This is a genomic window from Haloarchaeobius marinus (assembly GCF_051207415.1).
Classification (GTDB): Archaea; Halobacteriota; Halobacteria; order Halobacteriales; family Natrialbaceae; genus Haloarchaeobius.
In genome coordinates, this window is the sequence record NZ_JBPKGD010000002.1 from 1,121,052 (window position 1) to 1,140,010 (window position 18,959).

25 protein-coding genes and 1 pseudogene are annotated in these 18,959 nt (G+C 67.2%); 14 read left to right on the forward strand and 12 right to left on the reverse strand.

Features of this window, described 5'->3' with window-relative positions; translation table 11 throughout:
- Positions 1 to 94 precede the first annotated feature (94 nt).
- The 3 genes from ACSC1W_RS11755 to ACSC1W_RS11765 are packed head-to-tail and all read left to right on the forward strand — an operon-like array spanning position 95 to position 2,242.
- The gene (locus ACSC1W_RS11755) at positions 95 to 1,618 is read left to right on the forward strand and encodes a molybdopterin-dependent oxidoreductase (protein WP_435347641.1); all 1,524 of its coding nucleotides are present in this window, start codon (positions 95 to 97) and stop codon (positions 1,616 to 1,618) included.
- Positions 1,619 to 1,663: 45 nt separating this feature from the next.
- Positions 1,664 to 1,939, forward strand: coding sequence for a winged helix-turn-helix domain-containing protein (locus ACSC1W_RS11760; RefSeq protein ID WP_435347642.1), 276 nt, complete (start codon positions 1,664 to 1,666; stop codon positions 1,937 to 1,939).
- 12 nt (positions 1,940 to 1,951) lie between these two features.
- On the forward strand, positions 1,952 to 2,242 hold the full coding sequence (locus ACSC1W_RS11765; RefSeq protein ID WP_435347643.1) for a DUF8036 family membrane protein: 291 nt from the start codon (positions 1,952 to 1,954) through the stop codon (positions 2,240 to 2,242).
- 2 nt (positions 2,243 to 2,244) lie between these two features.
- Here ACSC1W_RS11765 and ACSC1W_RS11770 read toward each other — a convergent pair whose 3' ends face one another.
- The 3 genes from ACSC1W_RS11770 to ACSC1W_RS11780 form a co-directional block, all read right to left on the reverse strand.
- The gene (locus ACSC1W_RS11770; RefSeq protein WP_435347644.1) at positions 2,245 to 2,859 is read right to left on the reverse strand and encodes a zinc metalloprotease; all 615 of its coding nucleotides are present in this window, start codon (positions 2,857 to 2,859) and stop codon (positions 2,245 to 2,247) included.
- On the reverse strand, positions 2,856 to 4,565 hold the full coding sequence (locus tag ACSC1W_RS11775) for a TraB/GumN family protein (protein ID WP_435347645.1): 1,710 nt from the start codon (positions 4,563 to 4,565) through the stop codon (positions 2,856 to 2,858). Before ACSC1W_RS11775 ends, ACSC1W_RS11770 begins: the two co-directional genes overlap by 4 nt.
- 88 nt (positions 4,566 to 4,653) lie before the next feature.
- A complete protein-coding gene (locus tag ACSC1W_RS11780) occupies positions 4,654 to 5,223 on the reverse strand; it encodes an NUDIX hydrolase (RefSeq protein WP_435347646.1) in 570 nt (189 codons plus the stop codon).
- A gap of 103 nt (positions 5,224 to 5,326) precedes the next feature.
- Between ACSC1W_RS11780 and ACSC1W_RS11785 the strand changes: the two genes are divergently transcribed.
- Positions 5,327 to 5,770, forward strand: a complete 444-nt coding sequence (locus ACSC1W_RS11785; protein WP_435347647.1) for an acyl-CoA thioesterase — start codon at positions 5,327 to 5,329, stop codon at positions 5,768 to 5,770.
- 18 nt (positions 5,771 to 5,788) lie between these two features.
- Here ACSC1W_RS11785 and ACSC1W_RS11790 read toward each other — a convergent pair whose 3' ends face one another.
- From ACSC1W_RS11790 to ACSC1W_RS11800, 3 genes are all read right to left on the reverse strand, one after another.
- Positions 5,789 to 6,847, reverse strand: a complete 1,059-nt coding sequence (locus ACSC1W_RS11790; protein WP_435347648.1) for a S66 family peptidase — start codon at positions 6,845 to 6,847, stop codon at positions 5,789 to 5,791.
- A 77-nt stretch (positions 6,848 to 6,924) separates the two neighbouring features.
- Positions 6,925 to 7,764: an ABC transporter permease gene (locus tag ACSC1W_RS11795; protein WP_435347649.1), complete on the reverse strand. Its 840-nt coding sequence runs from the start codon at positions 7,762 to 7,764 to the stop codon at positions 6,925 to 6,927.
- Positions 7,765 to 7,825: 61 nt separating this feature from the next.
- Positions 7,826 to 8,788, reverse strand: a complete 963-nt coding sequence (locus ACSC1W_RS11800; RefSeq protein WP_435347650.1) for an ABC transporter ATP-binding protein — start codon at positions 8,786 to 8,788, stop codon at positions 7,826 to 7,828.
- Positions 8,789 to 8,893: 105 nt separating this feature from the next.
- Between ACSC1W_RS11800 and ACSC1W_RS11805 the strand changes: the two genes are divergently transcribed.
- The 4 genes from ACSC1W_RS11805 to ACSC1W_RS11820 all read left to right on the forward strand — a co-directional run bounded on the left by ACSC1W_RS11805 (position 8,894) and on the right by ACSC1W_RS11820 (position 11,461).
- Positions 8,894 to 9,235: an ArsR/SmtB family transcription factor gene (locus ACSC1W_RS11805; RefSeq protein ID WP_435347651.1), complete on the forward strand. Its 342-nt coding sequence runs from the start codon at positions 8,894 to 8,896 to the stop codon at positions 9,233 to 9,235.
- 1 nt (position 9,236) lies between these two features.
- Positions 9,237 to 9,545, forward strand: a complete 309-nt coding sequence (locus ACSC1W_RS11810; protein ID WP_435347652.1) for a DUF7521 family protein — start codon at positions 9,237 to 9,239, stop codon at positions 9,543 to 9,545.
- A gap of 48 nt (positions 9,546 to 9,593) precedes the next feature.
- On the forward strand, positions 9,594 to 9,869 hold the full coding sequence (locus ACSC1W_RS11815; protein WP_435347653.1) for a DUF7521 family protein: 276 nt from the start codon (positions 9,594 to 9,596) through the stop codon (positions 9,867 to 9,869).
- Positions 9,870 to 9,949: 80 nt separating this feature from the next.
- Positions 9,950 to 11,461: a cryptochrome/photolyase family protein gene (locus tag ACSC1W_RS11820; RefSeq protein WP_435347654.1), complete on the forward strand. Its 1,512-nt coding sequence runs from the start codon at positions 9,950 to 9,952 to the stop codon at positions 11,459 to 11,461.
- Between the two features lie 39 nt (positions 11,462 to 11,500).
- Here the strand turns inward: ACSC1W_RS11820 and ACSC1W_RS11825 are convergent, their stop codons facing one another.
- Complete coding sequence (locus ACSC1W_RS11825) at positions 11,501 to 11,701, reverse strand: hypothetical protein (protein WP_435347655.1); 201 nt, start codon at positions 11,699 to 11,701, stop codon at positions 11,501 to 11,503.
- Positions 11,702 to 11,714: 13 nt separating this feature from the next.
- Positions 11,715 to 12,545 carry a hypothetical protein gene (locus ACSC1W_RS11830; protein WP_435347656.1) on the reverse strand — a complete coding sequence of 277 codons (831 nt, stop codon included), beginning with the start codon at positions 12,543 to 12,545 and terminating at the stop codon, positions 11,715 to 11,717.
- 253 nt (positions 12,546 to 12,798) lie between these two features.
- Between ACSC1W_RS11830 and ACSC1W_RS11835 the strand changes: the two genes are divergently transcribed.
- Positions 12,799 to 13,254, forward strand: coding sequence for a DUF7992 family protein (locus ACSC1W_RS11835; RefSeq protein ID WP_435347657.1), 456 nt, complete (start codon positions 12,799 to 12,801; stop codon positions 13,252 to 13,254).
- A gap of 239 nt (positions 13,255 to 13,493) precedes the next feature.
- Here the strand turns inward: ACSC1W_RS11835 and ACSC1W_RS11840 are convergent, their stop codons facing one another.
- Together ACSC1W_RS11840 and ACSC1W_RS11845 are read right to left on the reverse strand one after the other, a co-directional pair.
- Positions 13,494 to 13,637 carry a rubrerythrin-like domain-containing protein gene (locus ACSC1W_RS11840; protein ID WP_435347658.1) on the reverse strand — a complete coding sequence of 48 codons (144 nt, stop codon included), beginning with the start codon at positions 13,635 to 13,637 and terminating at the stop codon, positions 13,494 to 13,496.
- Between the two features lie 114 nt (positions 13,638 to 13,751).
- Positions 13,752 to 14,309, reverse strand: a complete 558-nt coding sequence (locus ACSC1W_RS11845) for a class I SAM-dependent methyltransferase (RefSeq protein ID WP_435347659.1) — start codon at positions 14,307 to 14,309, stop codon at positions 13,752 to 13,754.
- A gap of 97 nt (positions 14,310 to 14,406) precedes the next feature.
- Here ACSC1W_RS11845 and ACSC1W_RS11850 point away from each other — a divergent pair, with 97 nt between their 5' ends.
- Complete coding sequence (locus tag ACSC1W_RS11850; protein ID WP_435347660.1) at positions 14,407 to 14,973, forward strand: GrpB family protein; 567 nt, start codon at positions 14,407 to 14,409, stop codon at positions 14,971 to 14,973.
- 24 nt (positions 14,974 to 14,997) lie between these two features.
- Here the strand turns inward: ACSC1W_RS11850 and ACSC1W_RS11855 are convergent, their stop codons facing one another.
- Positions 14,998 to 16,005, reverse strand: coding sequence for an LLM class flavin-dependent oxidoreductase (locus tag ACSC1W_RS11855; protein WP_435347661.1), 1,008 nt, complete (start codon positions 16,003 to 16,005; stop codon positions 14,998 to 15,000).
- A gap of 139 nt (positions 16,006 to 16,144) precedes the next feature.
- Between ACSC1W_RS11855 and ACSC1W_RS11860 the strand changes: the two genes are divergently transcribed.
- The 4 genes from ACSC1W_RS11860 (at position 16,145) to ACSC1W_RS11875 (ending at position 18,788) form a co-directional block, all read left to right on the forward strand.
- Positions 16,145 to 17,257 (forward strand): M24 family metallopeptidase, encoded by a 1,113-nt coding sequence (locus ACSC1W_RS11860; RefSeq protein ID WP_435347662.1) that lies wholly within the window; start codon positions 16,145 to 16,147, stop codon positions 17,255 to 17,257.
- 71 nt (positions 17,258 to 17,328) lie between these two features.
- Positions 17,329 to 18,075, forward strand: a complete 747-nt coding sequence (locus ACSC1W_RS11865; protein WP_435347663.1) for a helix-turn-helix domain-containing protein — start codon at positions 17,329 to 17,331, stop codon at positions 18,073 to 18,075.
- Positions 18,076 to 18,086: 11 nt separating this feature from the next.
- Complete coding sequence (locus tag ACSC1W_RS11870) at positions 18,087 to 18,224, forward strand: hypothetical protein (RefSeq protein WP_435347664.1); 138 nt, start codon at positions 18,087 to 18,089, stop codon at positions 18,222 to 18,224.
- 78 nt (positions 18,225 to 18,302) lie between these two features.
- Positions 18,303 to 18,788 carry a GNAT family N-acetyltransferase gene (locus tag ACSC1W_RS11875; protein ID WP_435347665.1) on the forward strand — a complete coding sequence of 162 codons (486 nt, stop codon included), beginning with the start codon at positions 18,303 to 18,305 and terminating at the stop codon, positions 18,786 to 18,788.
- 37 nt (positions 18,789 to 18,825) lie between these two features.
- Here the strand turns inward: ACSC1W_RS11875 and ACSC1W_RS11880 are convergent.
- Positions 18,826 to 18,959, reverse strand: a pseudogene (locus ACSC1W_RS11880) (aminopeptidase P family protein); the annotation flags it as partial.

The window sequence follows — 18,959 nt, forward strand, 5'->3', positions numbered from 1 at the left end:
GCAAAAGCCCACCGGTCTGGGGGCAATTCTAGAACGATTCTGGTCCGAGTTCGAAAAACGGTTTTACCCGCACGTCGCCTCCAGTCACCCGTAGATGGCAGACCGAACGACCCGACCCCTCGAACGAGACGTCCTCGCCGCTGTACTGGCAGGCATCGCTGCCGTCGCGGGGGCGTTCGCGGTCGCCGGCTGGTCACGCGACGCGTTCGTCGTCGCACCCGTCGACGCCGTCGTCGTCGAGAACACACCCGCACCCCTGGTCACCTTCGCCATCGAGAACCTCGGCTCGGCCGGCCACGCACTGCACGTCGGCCTCTCCGTCGCCATCGTCGTCGCCGGCCTCGGAGCAGCGACCCTGATCGCGACCCGTGCTGGCCACGCTGTCGGCGGTCTCCCGTTGACGCTCGCACTGACCGCCCTCCTCGTCTTCGGCGGCCTGTTTGTCCCGACCGGAGCGACCGGTCCGGCCCTCGTCGGTGCCGCCTCTGCCGTGGCCGTGGTCGGAATCGCGGCCGTCGCGGTCGATGGCCGCCCGTCCGTCGACGTCGACGTCGACGGGTCGACCGCGGCCGGAGGTACCGACCGGGGTCGACGCAGACTCCTCGAACTCGCCGTGGCGACGCTGGGATACGCTGGCCTGGCGACGCTCGTCGGCACTCGGACCGGGACGGAACCCGAACCGGTCCGGCGTGGACTGCCCGACGACGGCCGAATCGCCGACCTGCTCGCACTGGCGGAGACACGGACGCTCCCGATAGCCGGCCTGACGGGGCTTCTCAGCACCAACGAGGAGTTCTACGAGGTCGACATCAGCACGTTCGACCCCGACCTCGACCCCGGGGACTGGTCGCTCTCCATCACCGGACAGGTCGCCGAGGAGGTGCGCATCGACTACGACGACCTCACCGCGATGGACCCCGAACACCGGTTCGTCACGCTCCGGTGCGTCGGCGAATCGCTGAACGGACACAAGATGGACACCGCACTCTGGACCGGGGTCCCAATCCGGTCCCTCGTCGACCGGGCCGACCCCTCGGGTCGGTGTGGGTGCGTCAAGGTGTACGCCGCCGACGGCTACTACCAGGTGTTCCCGGTCGAGGCGCTCGAACGGGGCTTCCTCGCCTACGGCATGAACGGCGAGACGCTCCCTCGCGGCCACGGCAGGCCCGCCCGCTTGCTCGTCCCCGGTCACTGGGGCGAGATAAACGTCAAGTGGGTCACCGAGTTCGAACTGCTCGACGAGGAGCAACTGGGCTACTGGGAGGAACGCGGCTGGCACGGTACCGGACCGGTCAACACCGTCGCCAAGCTACACGCGGTTAACCACGGCGACGACGGCACCGTCGAGGTCGCCGGCCACGCCTACGCCGGGACACGGGGCATCCAGCGCGTCGAGGTGTCGACCGACGGCGGCGACACCTGGGCCGACGCCGAACTCTCGGAACCGCTCCCCGGCGAGGACGTGTGGCGGCAGTGGCGGTACGAGTTCGCCGGCGACGGGACCCACGAGGTCGTCGTCAGGGCGACGGACGGAACAGGCACGCTACAACCCGAGGCGGATTCGAACCCGTTCCCCAGCGGCGCAACGGGCTGGGTGTCGCGGACCGTCCGTGCGTAACGGTGTCACTAAATAGCCCCACGGAAACAGTCAGGCCACGGAGAGATGGAGAAGGCGTTGTGGTACCTGCTGGTTGGCACGCGCGGTGGCGAGAACCGGGTCCGCATCATCCGGTCGCTCGACGAACGCCCGCGCAACGCCAACCAGCTCGCCGAGGACGTCGGCGTGGACTACAACACCGTCAGGCATCACCTGGACGTACTCCTCGAACACGACGTCCTGGAGAAGGGCGGTGAGGACTACGGCGCGATGTACTTCATCACCGACCGGTTCGAACACAACCGGGCGACCTTCGAGGAGATAACAGACCACATGGAGTGATCGAGGATGGCGATGGACCAGACACTCGCAATCGCGAGCACGTTCGCGGGCATCAACGTCGTACTACTGGCGGTCCTGACGGCCGTCTGGCTCAGGAACTACCGGACGTTCCGGACACCGCTGGTACTCGGCCTCGTCGCCTTCGCGGTGGTCATGCTGCTGGAGAACGCGACGGCGCTGTACTTCTTCTTCAGCATGGAGATGTTCTACGGCAACTCCCAGACCGTCCAGCAGGCCGTCGCCGTCCTCCGGGGGATGCAGTTCGTCGCCCTGCTGTTCCTGACGTGGGTGACGCTGAAGTAGCTTCAGGGCAGGAACCCGAGGAACGCGCCCGCCGCCAGCGACCCACAGACGGCAAAGGAGACGAGGTAGACCGGCCTGTTCCAGTCCCACACCTTCCGGCCGTCGAGCGGGCCGTACGGAATCATGTTGAACCCGGCGAGGAAGGCGTTTATCCACACGCCGAGGAAGCCGACGAGGCCGAGCACGCCGCCGAACAGGTACAGCGGGTAGAAGACCGCGAGCAGCGCGACGTTCGTCGCCGGGCCGGCGAGAGCGATGAGACCGCTCTCCTTCGGGCCGGTCCGTGGGTGGTAGACGGCGCCCGGTGCGGCGAACAGGAAGCCGACCATCGCGCTGAAGATGGCGAGCAGCAGCATGTTGTAGTCGGCCTTGAACGCCGCCGGGTAGCCGAAGTGCATCGCGACGAACTTGTGGGCGAGTTCGTGGAGCAGGAAGGCGACGCCGGCGGTGACCGCACAGACGCCGACGGCGAACGGCAGCGACGCGGTCAGGCTCGACCCGCCGGGCTGGAAGGCCCCCCGGAAGAACAGCAACGCGAACGCGAACGAGAGGGCTATCCACGCCGCGAGGAGGTCGCGCAGTTCGTGCTGGCCGAGGCTGATGGTCGCGCGACTCATAGGAGCCCCACGATGACGTCGACGCTGTTCTGGGCCCCACGGACCAGTATGGCCATCAGTTCGTCGACCGTGTCGATGCGGTCCGGCGCGAGCCAGGGCAGCACCACGACGGGGAAACTGACGCTCGCGAGGATGCTCCCGATGTTCGTCGCGGCGACGACCATGATGAGTTTGAACAGGGGGACGGTGAACATCCGCCCGAGGACGTCCCCGAGCGGGCTCTCCTCGTCGCCGAGTATCTCGTTCAGCGTGGCGATGTCACCGACGTTGACGGGGTCCCTGCGGAGTTCCATGTAGCCCGCGAACCACCCCGGGGCGAGCAGCGGGTTGAGGCTGGTGAGCCACGCGATGGCGCCGCCGACGCCGGCGCTGGTCCAGCGTGCGCCGACCAGTTTCGCCAGCGAGAACGCGAAGATGCCGTTGTAGAGGAACCAGGCCCCGAACAGTTTCAGGAGGAACAGGTCGCCGACGCCGGCCATCACGAGCAGGCCGAAGAACGCGAGGTAGCCCAGCGTCAGCAGGTAGAGCAGCGCCTTGAACACGGAGAAGCGCCGCCCACGGTCGGTCCCCTGCAGGGACGCCATCGACGGGAGCGTCCCCGGGTTCGCGAGGTACCGTTCGATACCCTCGCGGTGGCCGGCACCGACGACGGCGACGACCGAGTAGCCCTGTTCGCGCAGGGCGACGAGGTTGTGCGCGATGTAGGCGTCGCGCTCGTCGATGAGCGCCTGCGCGCCGCCGGGGGAGAACTGGCGGAACTCCTCCATCATCGCGGTCACCACGTCGGCGTCGGTGAGGTCGTCGATGTCGAACTCCTCGTAGTCCTCCGCCTGGTCGGCGTCGTACCCGACGACCGAGAGCAGGAGGCCGAGTATCCCGCCGAGGCCGAGTCCGGCGAGGACGCCACCGAACAGTCCGGCGACGACGGCGAGGCCGAGGCCGGAGAGCAGTCCTCCGACGACCCCGTTCGCGACGCCCGCGACGGCGGCGGCGGCTCCGACGGTCAGGCCGCCGATGGCCCCGAGTGCGATCGCCTGGTCCTCCCGCATGCTCTGGAGACCGAGTTCCCAGAGGAGGTATGCGCCGACGAGGCCGATCGCCCCACCGCCAGCGACCGCCTGCAGGGTGGTCGGCGACACGTCGAACAGCGCCGGGCCGAGGAGGCCGGCCAGCGGTCCGAGGAACAGTCCGAGGAACAGACCGGCGGTGACGCCGACGACCAGTGCGTCGGCGACGCCGAACAGCAGTCCGGACATCATCGCGACCTTCTCGCCGGTGGTCATCCGCTTCCAGAAGCGCTGGATGGTCACCTGGATGTCCCGGTCGACGAGCGCGACGCCGAGTCCGTGTTCCTCGGCGGCCTCGATGGCCGCCAGCATGTCGGCGCCGGGTTCGATGTCGAACTTCTCGCCGAGTTGCGTCTGGACGTACGAGAGCATCCAGTACGCGATGAACTGGAAGACGGTGTTCCCCTCCAGCAGGTCGCGCGGTTCGATGTCCTCGGGCGTCTCGCCGCGCATCTGCTTGTACCGCCCCTCGTCGAGTTCGACGGCGACGACGTCCGGACGTTCCTCGGCGATGGTGTCGCGGACCTCCTCGACGCTGTGCTCGGAGACGTGGGCCGTCCCGACGACGGTGACGGACCCCTCCCCCTCGCCCGGTGGGTCGGGCGGCTCCGGAGCAGGGGGCGCGACTGAATCACTCATTACGCCTCGCTTCTGGCTCACACCCTATACGGTTGTCGGAGACCACTCGCGACGCCGAAACCGCAGGCCTGTGTCCCCGTCCCTCGCGTTACGGGTGGCTCGACGTGCCGTCGAGTGTCGCCGTCGCCTCGTCGAGGAGCCACGCGAGGTCCGCCGTGCCGAAGCGGTCGGCGTGGTTCGGCCGGAGCGTCTCGTCAGCTGCCGCGAGCGCTCCGGGCGTCCAGAACCGGGCGTCGGCCGCGTCCGTGGCGGCGGCCAGTTCGCCGGTCGTCGCGGACCGGTCGACGACGTACTCCACCGAGAGGACCTCCTTGCCGGGCTCCGGCTCGCTGGTCCGGGCGAGGAACAGTGCCAGGTCGGCGGGGTCGACGACCAGTCCGGTCTCCTCTTCGAGTTCGCGGGCGGCGGTTTCGTGTGGGTGTTCGCCCAGTTCGACGTGACCACCGGGAACCATCCAGTCGCCGGCGGTCGCTCCGGTCGCGCGCTCCACCAGCAGGAGTCGGTCGTCGTCGACGACGACGACGCCCGTGCCCGGAACCGGGTTGTGGAAGATCGGCCGGTCGCACGGGTCACAGAACAGCAACGGCTCCCCCTGGTGCGTCACCGTGCCGAGTTCGGCGCCACAGTACGGGCAGAACTCGGGCGGGAAGTTGACCATCGGGCGTCGGTTCGACCGCCCACGGCAAAAGGGGTTCGTCGACGTCGGGCGGGTGCGTCGCCGACCCGGTAGGCTATTGCGGCCGGGGCGGGAACCGGCGACCATGCCGAGCCTGACCGACACGTACATCGAGAACCGCGTCATCGTCAACCCGAACGACGCGAACAACCTCGGCGCGGCCCACGGTGGCAACGTGATGAAGTGGATGGACGAGGTCGCGGCGATGTCGGCGATGCGCTACGCCGGCGAGACCTGCGTCACCGCCCGGATGGACCAGACCAACTTCCGGCGGCCCATCCCCCAGGCCGACGTGGCGCTCGTGAAGGCCTACGTCTTCGACCACGGCCGGACGAGCGTCCAGACCCGCGTCAGGGTGTTCCGCGAGGACCCCCTGTCGGGCGAGACGGAACTAACGACGGAGTCGTACATGGTGTTCGTCGCCATCGACGACGACGGCGACCCGACGCCGGTGCCCGAGGAGTTGACCATCGAGACCGAACGCGGGCAGGAACTCTACGACGCGGCCGTGAACGGGAAGGAAGATTGAACCGCGGCGGCGGGCGGCCTACGACAGGGTCAGCGTCTCGTTCCCCGGGTCGATGCGGGCCTCGCCGCCGATGGGGATGGGACACGTCGGGTACGTGTGGCCGAACTCGCAGTCGAAGACGACGGGCGCGTCGGGGTTGTACTCGGCCACGACCGACTCGATGGCCTCGCGCTGCTGTTCGCGGTACTCGACCCGGCGGTGGCGAGGGTTGTCGCCCGCCTCGGTGTGGTTCCGTGCGGTAGCACGCCCGACGAGGACGCCGTCGAACGCTCGCAGGTAGCCCCGTTCGCCCAGCGCGCGGAACCACCCCGCGACCATCCCAGGGTGGGGAATCTCCTCGCTCGTCTCTACCGCGAGTATGCAGCCGTCGAGGTCGTCGACCGACGGGAGCCACTCGTCCTGGACGAACCACTGGTCGAGTATCTCCCAGCACCCGCCCCAGATGCGCCCCTCGACCGTGTCGTCGCCGCCGGTCCAGGTCCGACCGTCGGCCGGTTCGACCTCGCGTGGGAACTCGAGGGACCGGGGGTCGACCCAGTTCCCGGCCTGGTCGGTGAAGCGGTCGGCCGCCTCCCACTCGCCGACGGCGTCGTCGAACAGGGCGCGACCGAGGTACTCGACGGTGTAGTCGAACATCTCGCCGTCCATCGCGTACTCCAGCAGGGTCGACCCGCCGTAGTACGAGACGATGCCGAGGTTCCAGAGGAACAGGGCGAGGTTGGTGTTGTCCGACCACCCGTAGAACCGCGTCGGGTGCTCCCGGAGCACGTCGGGGTCGAGGTGCTTCAGCATCCGAATCTGGTCGTTCCCCCCGATGTTGGCGACGACGGCCGAGACGTCCGGGTCGCGGAAGGCGTCCATCACGTCCTGTGCCCGGGCCTCGGGGTTGTCGTAGAGCCACTCCGCGTCCTTCGTCGCCGTCGGGTACTCGACCGGTTCGAGGTCGAACTCCTCGCGCATCCGGGAGAGGCCGAGTTCGTACACGTGGGGAAACTCGGCTGCAGAGTTCGATGCCGGCGCGACGACGGCGACGGAGTCGCCGGGTTCGACGGGCGGGGGAGCCACGAAGTCGTCCATGGGTCCGCCGACGTCGGGGTCCGAAAAAGTCGTTTCGCCCATCTGTCATCCCGTCACAGGGGGTGACGCACCGACCGTCAGCCCAGGTCTGCGCGCTCGAACCGCCAGTACCCGAGCGCGAGGGGGACGGTGAACCAGAACGCGAGGATGACCAGCATGAACCAGGGTTCGAGGAACCAGGCGTCCGGTCGGGTCGCTCCCTGGAACCCCTTGCCGGTCGCTGGGTTCTGCTGCAACACGAAGTCGAGCGCTATCAGGTACGCCGCGGTCGGACTCAGCGAACTGACGAACTCGAGGGTCGTGTTCGCCACCTCGACGCCGAGCTGGTCGGCGACGAACTGGACGATGGTCCGCGGCTGGATGGGGAAGGCGTTCCAGAACACGTTCAGCACGAACCACGTCCCGATGGCTGCGCCCATCGCCCGGGACCGGGAACTGGTGGCCGCGGAGATGCCGACGGCGATGCTGACGTATACCAGCGTGAAGACGAGCGTCATCAGGACGAACCCGGCGTAGACGACGAGGTCGACAGTATGGAAGTAGTAGAATCCCAGTCCGAGACCGACGACGAACGCGACGAGTATCGCTGCGCTGACCACCGCCGACCGGGCGATGAGTTTGCCCAGTACGACGTCGAGCCGGCTGTTCGGGTACGAGAGCAGGAACTTGAGACTGCCCGACTCCCGTTCGCCCGCGACCGAGAGGTAGGCCGCCACGAGCGCTATCAGCGGAACGACGAGGATTGCGATGCCGGCCATCCCGAACAACTGGTCCGTCAGCGCGCCCGCGTTCGGCCCCGACCCGGTCCCGTAGAAGAACAGGACGGTGAACAGGGTGTAGAGGAGGCCGACGCCCCAGACGAGTTTCGCGCGTCGCACGTCGAGGAAGTCCTTCCTTACGACGCCCCGCAGGCTCACGCGAACCACCCCACGCTGGTGAGCGTTCGGCCGTCGGGCGGTGGGCACCGTCCGAGAGAACTCATGCCGTCACCTCCTGCTCCTCGGCGAGTTCGCGCTGGTCGTCGTCGAGGCCGTCGCGACCGCCGCCGGTGTACTTGTTGAACAGTTCCTCCAGCGACGTCTCCGTGGCGACGACGTTCGTCACCGTCGCGGCGCGGTCGACGTGACGGATGACGTCCATCTTCGCCTCGCCGGTGTGGCAGTAGGCGCGGATCTCGTGGTCGTCCTCGTCGACGCGCACGTCGGTCACGTCGTCTATGACGGCCAGTCTGAGGTCCTCGGGAATCGACTCGACGGTCAGTGTGACGTCGCCCGCGTCGCCGGAGCGCTTCCTGAGGTTGTCGATGGTGTCGACGGTGACGAGTTCCCCGTCGCTCATGATGCCGACCCGGTCACAGACCGCCTCGACCTCGGAGAGGATGTGGCTGGAGAAGAACACGGTCGTCCCGCCAGCGGCCTCCTCGCGGAGCAGTTCCCGCATGTGCTGGATGCCGTTCGGGTCGAGTCCGGAGGAGGGTTCGTCGAGGACGACGAGGTCGGGGTCGCCGACGAGCGCCATCCCGAGGGCGAGTCGCTGGGACATCCCCGTCGAGAACCCGCCGGCCTTGCGGTCGGCCGCCTCGGCGAGGCCGACGCGGTCGAGGACGGCGGCCGGGTCGTCGGCCGCGTCTTTCATCTCCACGCAGAGTTCGAGGTGTTCGCGGGCGGTGAGCCGGTCGTACAGTTCGAGCCCCTCCGGGAGGACGCCGGTCCGTCGTCGAATCTCGTCGGTCTCCGTCTGGGCGTCGACGCCCAGGACCGTGGCCGAACCGCTCGTCGGACGGTGGAAGTCGAGCAACATGTTGATGGTCGTCGACTTGCCGGCACCGTTCGGCCCGAGGAACCCGAAAATCTCTCCCTCCCGTACCTCGAGGTCCAGGGCGTCGACGGCGAGGACGTCGCCGAACCGCTTCGTCAGGGCGTGCGTCTCGATGGCTGCCATCTGTGTTCAGTCCGACACTCCCGAAGCCGATATAAACCGCGGTCCGCTTTCAGACCGAGAGACTCTGGTGCCTTTTATATGGGTGTGGCGGCGAGAACGTGACTGATGAGCGACGAGTTGCTCGTGGACGTAGCCGCCCTCCTGGAGGACGACTACGCACGTAGCATCCTCGTCCACACGAGTACCCGGCCGATGTCGGCCTCGGAGCTATCGGAACGGTGTGACGCGTCGCCGCCGACCATCTACCGTCGGATCGACCGGCTCCGGGAACACGACCTGGTCGAGGCAGAGCAAGAACTGGACCCCGACGGCCACCACTACGAGGTGTACAGCGCGACGCTCCGGCGCGTCACCATCGAACTCGACGACGGCGAGTTCGTCGTCGACGTCGAACGTGAGACGGACCCGGCCGACCGCTTCACCAGCCTGTTCGAGGAGTTGAGATGAGATGGCAGGGATAACCACGACCGGCGGTCCGGCGGTGCTCGTCCTCGCACTCTTCACCGGCGTGTTCGTCTCGGTGGCCCTCGCGGGCGTCATCGCCTACCGGGCCTACGTCGGCTACAGGCGGACGCGGAGCACCCGACTCCTCGCACTGAGCGTCGGGCTGTTGCTCGTCGTCGTCGTCCCGAAACTGACCAACATCGCGCTCTCGACCGCGGCAGTCGTCGAGACGGACGTCGTCCTGACGGTCACCGCGCTGGTCCGTCTCGTCGGACTGGGCGTCGTCCTCTACTCTATCTATGCAACCGACTGACCCGACCACCACCGACCGGTTCGGACCGACGGCTAGCGAGGTGCCCCGATGAGCGACGTCGTCCTCCTTCGGTCGGTCGTCGCGGCCGTGGGGGTGCTCGTAAGCACCCTCGTGGTGTACCAGGCGTACCGGGGGTACCGGCGGAACGACAGCGACGCGATGCTGTACCTCGCCGCCGGCATCGCGCTCCTCGGGACGGCGAACTTCCTGCTGTTGCTGGCGGCGGGACGGTCGGCCGGCGTCGACGTCGGACTCGAAACCCTCCGACAGGTCGTCGACGTGGTCGGTCTCGTCCTGGTGTTCTACGCGCTGGCGAGGGCGTGACCGCCGGCGTCGCCGTCACCGGCCGCCGGCAGGCACCAGGCCAGAGCCGTGCTTATGTTTCTCACGGTCGAACTACGACCATGACAGTCTGGGTGCTTGGCGACCAGCTCTCGACCGACGCTGGGCCGCTCGGGGACCTCGAACCGGGGGCCGAACCCGTCCTGCTCGTCGAGGCGACGAGGTTCGCACGGCGACTGCCGTACCATCCCCACAAGCTGGTTGGAGTGTTCGCCGCCATGCGACACTTCCGCGACCGGTTGCGATCACTGGGGCACGAGGTGGACTACCGTCACGTCGAGACGTTCGAGGCCGGCGTCCGGGCGCACCTCGACGACTACCCCGACCAGTCGCTTGTGACGATGGCGCCCGCGAGCGACGGTGCTCCGGACCGGATTCGGGCGCTCGTCGCGTCGGCGGGTGGGTCGCTCGACGTTGTCGAGAGCGACCTGTTCTGCTGTTCCGTCGGCGACTTCGACGAGTGGGCCGGCGACGACGACACGTTCGTCCACGAGTCGTTCTACCGCTGGCAGCGCCGTCGGACGGGCTACCTGATGGACGGCGACGACCCCGTCGGCGACGAGTGGAACTTCGACGAGCAGAACCGCGAGTTCCCCGGACCGGAGTACCGGTTCCCCGACCCACCGACGTTCCACCCGGACGAGACGACCCGGGCCGTCGTCGAGTGGGTCCACGACGAGTTCGACCCCTGGGCGGGCGACGACGCCGAACCGTTCGCCTGGCCGGTGACCCGGGAGGAGTCACTCGAAGCGCTCGACTCGTTCGTCGCCGACAGGTTGCCGTCGTTCGGCCCGTACCAGGACGCCATGGTCCAGCGGTCGTGGTTGCTGAACCACGCCCTGCTGTCGCCGGCGCTGAACCTCGGGCTGCTCCACCCCCGCGAGTGCATCGAGGCGGCCATCGACGCCTACGAGGCCGGCGACGCGCCGTTGCCCAGCGTCGAGGGGTTCGTCCGGCAGGTCCTCGGCTGGCGGGAGTTCGTCCGGCACGTCTACCGGCGGTCGATGCCCGACCTCGCGACCGCGAACCAGTTCGGCCACGACCGCGACCTGCCGACGGCCTACTATACCGGGGATGCCGAGATGCGGTGTCTCTCAGAGTGCGTTGGCCACGTCCGGAAACGGGGATACGCCCATCACATCGAGCGCCTGATGGTGCTCTCGAACTTCGCGACTCTGTACGGGGCCGACCCTCGGGAACTGAACCGCTGGTTCCACTTCGGGTTCGTCGACGCCTACCACTGGGTCACGACGCCGAACGTCGTCGGTATGGGGTCGTTCGCCAGCGACGTGCTCTCGACCAAGCCGTACGTCTCCTCGGCGAACTACGTCCAGCGCACGAGCGACTTCTGCGGCGACTGCCGGTACGACCCCGACGAGACGACGGGCGAGGACGCCTGCCCGTTCAACGCGCTCTACTGGGCGTTCCTCGACCGGCACGAGGACCGTCTCAGGTCGAACCCCCGGATGGGGCTGATGTACCACCACCTCGACCGGAAGGACGACGACGAACTGGCGGCCATCCACGACCGGGCCGACGCGGTCCGGGCGATGGGCGCCGACGGCACCCTCTAACCGGCCCCGGAAGTCGGGGCGTCTCGGTTCGGCCGGCGCCTACTGCTCCGGCGACTTCCGAACTTCGCCACGCCAGAGCATGCTGAACAGGATAATCCCCGCGACGAGCAGCAATGTGCCACCGACCGCCGAGACGACCGCCGGCTGCACTGGCAGTGCTCCGGGTTCGACGAAGAACTGGACGGTCGCGAGACTGCCGCCGATAACACCGATCATGGCCGCCAGGTTCTTCTTCTTCATGTAGATACGTCGTTCAACAGACCGGATAAACGTATGCGTCCACCTCACACCAGACGCCGACCAACGGGTCCAGCCAGCAGTTGTACTGAAGGCACATCCCAATCTCGGTGAAGTTGCACTCCGGTGCCAGGAAGTAGTCGATGGCCTCTGCGATCGTGCACGAACCGCTGAGGACACTCAGGATTCCGACCGTGCCGACGGCCGTCGTCCCCGGCTCCGGGATGACGAACAGGATTCCGCTCCCGATCGCACCGAGAGCGCTGATGGCGAGGCAGGCGGGGCCACCAGTATCGAAGGTGCCACTGAGGTCGCAGTCCCTGCTCGGGAAGCTCGCGGTCGTCCGTACCCCTGCCTCCTTCCACTCCATCGAGGTCAGCACGTTGGCATCGGTTTCGACCGCGGTGGACGTCAGGTCGTCCCCGACGATGGACGGGTTCGAAGTGTATCCGGTGTCCTCGAAGTACACGTTGACCGTTGCCGTTTGCTCGAATACGTTGATACCGAACGTCACGCCGTCTTGCGGTGAACTGTGGAGTGAGACGAACTCGTGTGGGATGGCATCCGGATCTACACGCGACCCCGAGAACTCGCTCGGGTCGATCGTCACACCGCTCCGCTCGTTCAGGAACTTGCGCATCTCTCGGACTGGACCGGTTCCCATCGCTCGGCCAGCCTGTCTCCTCGCTTCTCCATCGGACAACTCGGTCGTCTCCACGTCGTCGGACAGCCCGGTCGTCTCCACGGCGTCGTCTGACGCTGCCGTGAGACCGGGAATCGCGCCAAACCCGGCTGCCGACCCGGTCAACAGCTGCATCACCCGTCTCCGGTCTATATCTCGACTCACGGAGAGGTATAACTAACCGGAGTGGTATATATTTTATGTTTACTAAGTATTTATTTAACTCTATCGGTGGCCCAAACTTCTGTTCCAAACGCGAGACCCGGGTGCAGGCGCGGCGGGACGAACCAGTCCCTCGCCGACCTCGGGGTCAGCGCGCGGCGCGGCGAGCGCGCCGGACCGGCCCGACGGCCATCTCTCGCGGAGGTCGTGTGTGACCGTAGCCACGTTTATCTCACCCGTGACTCTACCTCCAGGTATGAGCCTGAACGTCGACCCGCCCGATCCACCGGAACTGGAGGCGATAGACCCGAATCAGTACGACGATGCCGAGATAGTAGGAGAGACAGACTACAGGCGGGACGAATTAGAGGCGCTTCTCGAAGCGGGAGCGTGGAACGAAGCCTTCGAGCAGTGGGCAGCAGACACGACTCTCGACGAACGGGAGTTCGGAATCGTTCGGGACCTGGAGTTGATCCGTGGGTTCGACTTCTTCTGGGATTCGTTCGCTGGTCGCGTGGGGTATCACGCACCGGGGATTCCGGAAGATTGGAAGGAGAGGGACTTTCATCCGGATCTGGATTCGTGGGGCGCTGTCTCGTCCATCAACGCTGGATTGACCGAATTAGGGCAGATCGTGTGTGACGTGTTGAAGGACGAGTATATCGACTGGGAGACGGATTACGAACCGCCAGAGGACCTTCCCGACTTCTGACTCCGCTGTTGCTCACGCCGACACGGCGACTCGACGGACGGCACGTGGAGCGACGAACCCGGTCGACGGGACCACCGAAGTACCACGCCCGCCACACCTCGACGGGTTCGACGGGCCGTATCTGTCCTGCGATTCGACACGATGCGTGGAGACGATGCGGACCGGTCGCGGGTCGTTGCGGATGAAACCGTGAGAAGGGGACGGGATTCAGGAGGGACGGTGTGGGCAGGTCGGTGGTCTCACTCCCGGGCCACCGCGAGGTTCCGAACCTCGCCCCCGCACAGGGGCGCGTCGCAGGTGGCACTCGGGGAATCGAATCGTCTGCCGCATCGCACGCACTCGTACAGGGTGCGCGTCGGCGTGTATGGGTCGTTTCGTACCATCACAGTAGTGTGTTACCCGTTCACAAGATAAAGCGCTTTCCCATAATCTGGATAGATATCATGAGAATATATGCATTCCTTAAACACGCATCGGCAAGATTTCTGGACGAATGGTCACTCCAGGCTCGCGGTGAGCAAGAACGTCTCGGGGCGCGTCGACGCCGTGTCGACGGCGAACCCCGCGTCCTCGTGATGCTCGACGGCGTCGTCGAGGGAGAACCGTTCCGTCACCGGCGGCCCCGACTCGCCGTCGCCCGTCGCCGTCCAGTCGACGGTGACGAGTCTGCCACCCGGGGCGAGGACCCTGCGCAGTTCGGCGAGTGCCCCCTCGCCGGCGTACTCGTGGTACGTCATCGTGGAGTAGGCAGCGTCGAGTGCGTCGTCGTCGAACGGCAGGTCGTCGATGCTGGCGGTCACCGGGTCGACGTTCCCGGGGAGGCCCTTCTCGCGGTAGATGTCGTGCATCTCCGGCTGGACGTCGACGGCGTAGACCGTCGCCGCGAACGGCGCGACGTCGTCGGTGTAGAACCCGGTCCCGGAACCGAGGTCGGCGACCGTCTCGTCGCCGGACAGAGACAGCGCCGCGACGAGTTCCTCGCGCGAACAGAACCGGTACCTCGAATCGTCTTCGAGCGCCTCCGCGCGGTCGGTGGGGAACGTGTGAAAGCCCATGGTCGACCTACGGACCCGAGGGACGGTAGTTGTGTTGGCTGTCGAACGCTAGCAGGTCTCACCGACAGTGAAGTGGCTCCGCCGACTCCGTCCTCCGGTGGTCGACCTCGAAGCGGACGCGGTCGAACTGGTCGAGTCGCGGTACGCCGAGTGGACCGACCGGTTCGAGGCCGAACGAACACGACTCCGGGACGCGCTCGACGCTGCGGACCTCGACGACCGCGTCCACCGAATCGAGCACGTCGGTTCGACCGCCGTCCCCGACCTCGCCGCGAAGGACGTCGTGGACGTGGACCTCGTGGTCGGCGACGGCACCGTCGTCGACGTGGCGTCCGCAGTCGAGACGCGACTCGGCGGGACGCGCTACGACAACGGCGACGGCTGGAACCCCGTCGCCCGGTGCCACGACGGACAGCGCTTCAACGTCCACGTGTTCGGTCGCTCTGACGACGGCTGGAAGACGAGCGTCGCGACCAGGGACGTCCTCCGGGCGCGGTCCGGTCTGTGCGACGAGTACGAGCGCCTGAAGCGCGACCTCGCCGCCGAGCACGACGACCTCGAGGCCTACTCGATCGGCAAGACGGCGTTCGTCGAGACCGTACTCCGGACGGCACGGGAGGCGGACGACCTCTCGTTCGGGTTCGAGGTCCCTCGGGTCGAGTGACGGGGGCGTCCCCGGTAGCGCCGGTCAGCGAATCTCCGGGGCCACTTCGTCGCCGAGGCGCCTGATGCACTCGGCCATCGTGTCCGTCCCGATGCCGGGGTGGTACGTCCGGAGGATGAAGTGGACGTCGTCGCCGAGGGCGTCGCGATACCGGTGCAACTCCTCGGTGACCTGCTCGGGCGTGCCGAAGATGGCCTGCTCCTTCAGTTCCTGCTTCCGTTCGGCCGGCAGTTCGTCGACCGACTCGCCGGAGAATATCTCGGCGTACCGGCGCTGGATGTAGAAGTACCCCGGCTTCATCGCCTCCCACGCCTCCTCCCGGGAGTCACCGACGAAGCCGTGCTTGAGCAGGTATATCTCGAAGTCGCCCTCGATGCCCTCCTCCTCGCGGACGCTCCGGATGTCCTCGACCCGCTTCGTCAGGCCGCCGAGCGATATCTTCGACGGGGCACACCACGCGTCGGCGGTGCGGGCGGCCCGACGGACGGCCGGTTTCGCCCCGCCACCGAGCATGATGGGGACGTCGTCGTCGACCGGTTTCGGGGTGACGGTCACGCTCGCGTCGATGTCGTGGAACTCTGCGTCGTACTCGAGGGGGCCCGCCGACCAGGCCGCCCGGAGCAGGTTCACCTGGTCGGTCAGTCGTTCGACGCGCTCGTCCTGGGGGACGCCGAAGGCCTCGAACTCGCCGGGGTTCGACCCGATGGCCAGTCCCAGCGTGAGTCGGTCGTGCGAGAGGTGGTCGATGGTCGCGGCGTCCTCGGCCAGTCGCACGCCGTCGTACAGCGGGGCCAGCGCGATGCAGGTCCCGATCTCGACGTCCTCCGTCTCGGTCGCCAGGGCGGCCAGGGAGGGCATCGTTCCCGGCAGGTACTCGTCCTCGGTGAAGTGGTGCTCGGACACCCAGACGCTGTCCAGGCCGGCCTCGTCGACGGTCCGACCGAGTTCGAGCATCTCGTCGTATATCTCGGTCGTCGACCGGCCGTCGTCAGGTCGGCGCTGACAGGTGAACAACCCGGTTCCCAGTTTCATGGACGTGGGTACCCTCGGCGCAGTGAAAATGCTTCTCAAATCGGCGGTGCGGGCCTGTTCCAGTAGCGTGGTCCGACCCGGTCACGTCGCCGACCGAACACACGGGAGGTACTTCACCCCCTCGCCCGAACGGCGAACCATGGACGACTTCGAGCGACGAACGCGTGCCTGCCAGGAGCGCCTTCGAGCGACGAACGCCGACCTCGCGGTCCTGTTCCCCAGTACGAACCTCTACTACGCGACCGGCTTCCACGAGGACCCCCAGGAACGGCACCTGTTCTGCTTCGTCCCGGCAGACGGCGACCCCGCGTTCCTCGTCCCGGAACTGTACGAGACCCAGGTCCGGACCGAGTCGTGGGTCGACGACGTGCGGACGTGGGCCGACGGCGACGACCCCGTCGACGCCGTCGAGTCCGTGGTCTCGGACCTCGGCGTCGCCTCCGGCGCGCACGTCCTCGTCGACGACCGGATGTGGGCGCTGTTCACGCAGGACCTCGAAGCCGCGATGCCGTGGGCGACGTTCGGCCTGGTGAGTGCGGTGTTCGACGACCTTCGACTCCGGAAGGACGAGACGGAGGTCGAACGACTGCGTCGCGCCGCCGCCGTCGCCGACGAGGTCAGCGTGGCGGTCCGTGCGCTGGGCGAGACGGTCGTCGGGTGGACCGAGCGCGAACTCGCGGCGGAGATAGAGTCCCGACTGCTCGAGGCCGGTGGCGACCGACTGGCGTTCGACGTCATCGTCGGGTCCGGGCCGAACGGGGCGATGCCCCACCACGCCCACGGCGACCGTGAGATTCGCCGTGGCGACCCGGTCGTCCTCGACTTCGGCGCGTACGTCGACCACTATCCCGGCGACCAGACCCGGACCGTCGTCTTCGCCGGCGACCCCCCCGACGAGTTCGAGCGCGTCCACGATGTCGTCCGTGAGGCCCTGGATGCCGGCGTCGACGCGGTCGAACCGGGCGTCACCGCGGAGTCGGTCGACCGGGCCGCCAGGGCGGTCGTCGAGGAGGCGGGCTACGGCGACCGCTTCGTCCACCGGACGGGCCACGGCGTCGGCCTGGACGTACATGAACCGCCGTACGTCGTCGAGGGCGACGGGACCGAACTCGAACCGGGCATGGTGTTCTCGGTCGAACCCGGCATCTACCTCCCGGAGGAGTTCGGCGTGAGAATCGAAGACCTCGTCGTCGTCACGGCGGACGGCTGTGGCCGGTTGAACGACTCGCCCCGCGGCTGGCAACCGGCATGACCGTTCAAGTATTGCCGGGTTGGCAACGTTTGTCAACATAGTCATGCTGTCTGCGCCCATACGACCAACTCATGAGCACGGAGAACGCGGGAAACGACACTCACTCCGTCCAGGGCACGAGGTTGACCCTCGACCTCTGGCACCCGAACTGCTGGGCGTGTGAGTCGACCGACCAGGTATCCGGTGGCATCATCGCGCACGCTATCTACGACGGGCCGGCCGGACAGAACTCCGAACCCGTCCGTGGCCTGTTCACCGCGTACGGCGACACTACCGACGAGGTCGAGTCCCTGCTGTCGGTCGTCGGCGAGTCGGAACTGACTGGCGAGGTGCTCGAACTACAGGAGCGGTTCGACTACGCCGGCCAGACCAGCACCCCGGGGAACGTCGCCCGCGAGTTCTTCCTCGACTACGACCCGAACGACATGATCTGTCCGACGCTGCTCGAGAACGGGTTCGTCCACAACGCCCCGTGTCACATCGAGGGTGGCCGGGAGTACTGGCAGGTGGTGTTCGCCGGAACGCGGAACGAGGTCGAACAGTCCCTCGACTCGGTCCGCGACGCCAGCGGGGCCGACATCGAGGTGGCGAGCATCACGTCGTACGACTCGCCGCTGGCCGACCAGTGGCGGATGGACACGCTGACCGAGAGCCAGCGCGAGGTGTTCGAACACGCCCGCCAGCGCGGCTACTACGAGTGGCCCCGCGCCATCTCGACGCGCGAACTCGCCGATGAGGTCGGCGTGGCCAAGACCACCCTCCTGGAGCACCTCAGGAAGGCCGAATCGAAACTGCTCGACCCCGAGGCGACCCGGTAGGCACCGCCTCGGTGTTCTTCTTCGTCCAGCCGGTCGTCGGCATCGGTCTCGGCGTGCTGCTGCTCGACGAGCGCGTCGGGCCCGGGTTCCTCCTCGGCGGAGCGGTTATGACCGTCGGAATCTACGTCGTCAGTTCCGACGCTGACTGACCGCGGGTCTCGCCGGGAGCGCTCCTGTCTGGATAGTGCAGGGGAACAGTGATACGTTCGAACGTGGTACCTTCCCACATGGATTACCGGCACGCGACGGTCGACGACGTGGCCGCCATCCAGCGGGTCGCAGAGCGCTCCTGGGACCACGACTACCCGGCGATACTCACCCGGGAGAGCGCCCGCGAGGCGGTCCACGACTGGTACTCGACCGGCCAACTCGAACACGACGCCACTGCCGCCGACGTTCGACTCCTCGTCGCCTGCGAGGACGACGAGGTAGTCGGCTTCGCCCACGGCATCGTCGACGACGAGACGGGGACGCTCCTCCGCGTGTACGTCGACCCGGACCACCGGGGGAAGGGTGCCGGGCGCGCCCTCGTCGAGTACTCCATCGACGAGTTCTCCACCGCAGGCGTCGAGCGCGTCGAGGCGATGGTGCTCGCGGAGAACGAACCGGGCAACGAGTTCTACTCGGCGCTCGGGTTCGAACTCGTCCAGCGCGCCACGACCACCATCGGCGACGAACCCCACGACGAACACATCTACCTGAAACTGGTGTAGCGTACGGACGAGAAGAAGCCCCGGGACGGGGACGGGGTCAGTAGTCGATGGTGGTGATTTCGTCGACGGGCCACTGGCTGAGGAGTTCGACGCCGTTTTCGCGGACGACGACCATCTCTTCGACGCGGACGCCCTGGGTGTCGGCGGGTTCCATCGTCTCGACGGCCATGG

What these genes read in the sequence shown, in the direction of transcription:
- ACSC1W_RS11755 (WP_435347641.1), top strand. Translation starts at nt 95, where the DNA reads ATGGCAGACCGAACGACCCGACCCCTCGAACGAGACGTCCTCGCCGCT.
- ACSC1W_RS11760 (WP_435347642.1), top strand. Translation starts at nt 1,664, where the DNA reads ATGGAGAAGGCGTTGTGGTACCTGCTGGTTGGCACGCGCGGTGGCGAG.
- ACSC1W_RS11765 (WP_435347643.1), top strand. Translation starts at nt 1,952, where the DNA reads ATGGACCAGACACTCGCAATCGCGAGCACGTTCGCGGGCATCAACGTC.
- ACSC1W_RS11770 (WP_435347644.1), bottom strand. Translation starts at nt 2,859, where the DNA reads ATGAGTCGCGCGACCATCAGCCTCGGCCAGCACGAACTGCGCGACCTC.
- ACSC1W_RS11775 (WP_435347645.1), bottom strand. Translation starts at nt 4,565, where the DNA reads ATGAGTGATTCAGTCGCGCCCCCTGCTCCGGAGCCGCCCGACCCACCG.
- ACSC1W_RS11780 (WP_435347646.1), bottom strand. Translation starts at nt 5,223, where the DNA reads ATGGTCAACTTCCCGCCCGAGTTCTGCCCGTACTGTGGCGCCGAACTC.
- ACSC1W_RS11785 (WP_435347647.1), top strand. Translation starts at nt 5,327, where the DNA reads ATGCCGAGCCTGACCGACACGTACATCGAGAACCGCGTCATCGTCAAC.
- ACSC1W_RS11790 (WP_435347648.1), bottom strand. Translation starts at nt 6,847, where the DNA reads ATGGACGACTTCGTGGCTCCCCCGCCCGTCGAACCCGGCGACTCCGTC.
- ACSC1W_RS11800 (WP_435347650.1), bottom strand. Translation starts at nt 8,788, where the DNA reads ATGGCAGCCATCGAGACGCACGCCCTGACGAAGCGGTTCGGCGACGTC.
- ACSC1W_RS11805 (WP_435347651.1), top strand. Translation starts at nt 8,894, where the DNA reads ATGAGCGACGAGTTGCTCGTGGACGTAGCCGCCCTCCTGGAGGACGAC.
- ACSC1W_RS11810 (WP_435347652.1), top strand. Translation starts at nt 9,237, where the DNA reads ATGGCAGGGATAACCACGACCGGCGGTCCGGCGGTGCTCGTCCTCGCA.
- ACSC1W_RS11815 (WP_435347653.1), top strand. Translation starts at nt 9,594, where the DNA reads ATGAGCGACGTCGTCCTCCTTCGGTCGGTCGTCGCGGCCGTGGGGGTG.
- ACSC1W_RS11820 (WP_435347654.1), top strand. Translation starts at nt 9,950, where the DNA reads ATGACAGTCTGGGTGCTTGGCGACCAGCTCTCGACCGACGCTGGGCCG.
- ACSC1W_RS11825 (WP_435347655.1), bottom strand. Translation starts at nt 11,701, where the DNA reads ATGAAGAAGAAGAACCTGGCGGCCATGATCGGTGTTATCGGCGGCAGT.
- ACSC1W_RS11835 (WP_435347657.1), top strand. Translation starts at nt 12,799, where the DNA reads ATGAGCCTGAACGTCGACCCGCCCGATCCACCGGAACTGGAGGCGATA.
- ACSC1W_RS11840 (WP_435347658.1), bottom strand. Translation starts at nt 13,637, where the DNA reads ATGGTACGAAACGACCCATACACGCCGACGCGCACCCTGTACGAGTGC.
- ACSC1W_RS11845 (WP_435347659.1), bottom strand. Translation starts at nt 14,309, where the DNA reads ATGGGCTTTCACACGTTCCCCACCGACCGCGCGGAGGCGCTCGAAGAC.
- ACSC1W_RS11855 (WP_435347661.1), bottom strand. Translation starts at nt 16,005, where the DNA reads ATGAAACTGGGAACCGGGTTGTTCACCTGTCAGCGCCGACCTGACGAC.
- ACSC1W_RS11860 (WP_435347662.1), top strand. Translation starts at nt 16,145, where the DNA reads ATGGACGACTTCGAGCGACGAACGCGTGCCTGCCAGGAGCGCCTTCGA.
- ACSC1W_RS11865 (WP_435347663.1), top strand. Translation starts at nt 17,329, where the DNA reads ATGAGCACGGAGAACGCGGGAAACGACACTCACTCCGTCCAGGGCACG.
- ACSC1W_RS11875 (WP_435347665.1), top strand. Translation starts at nt 18,303, where the DNA reads ATGGATTACCGGCACGCGACGGTCGACGACGTGGCCGCCATCCAGCGG.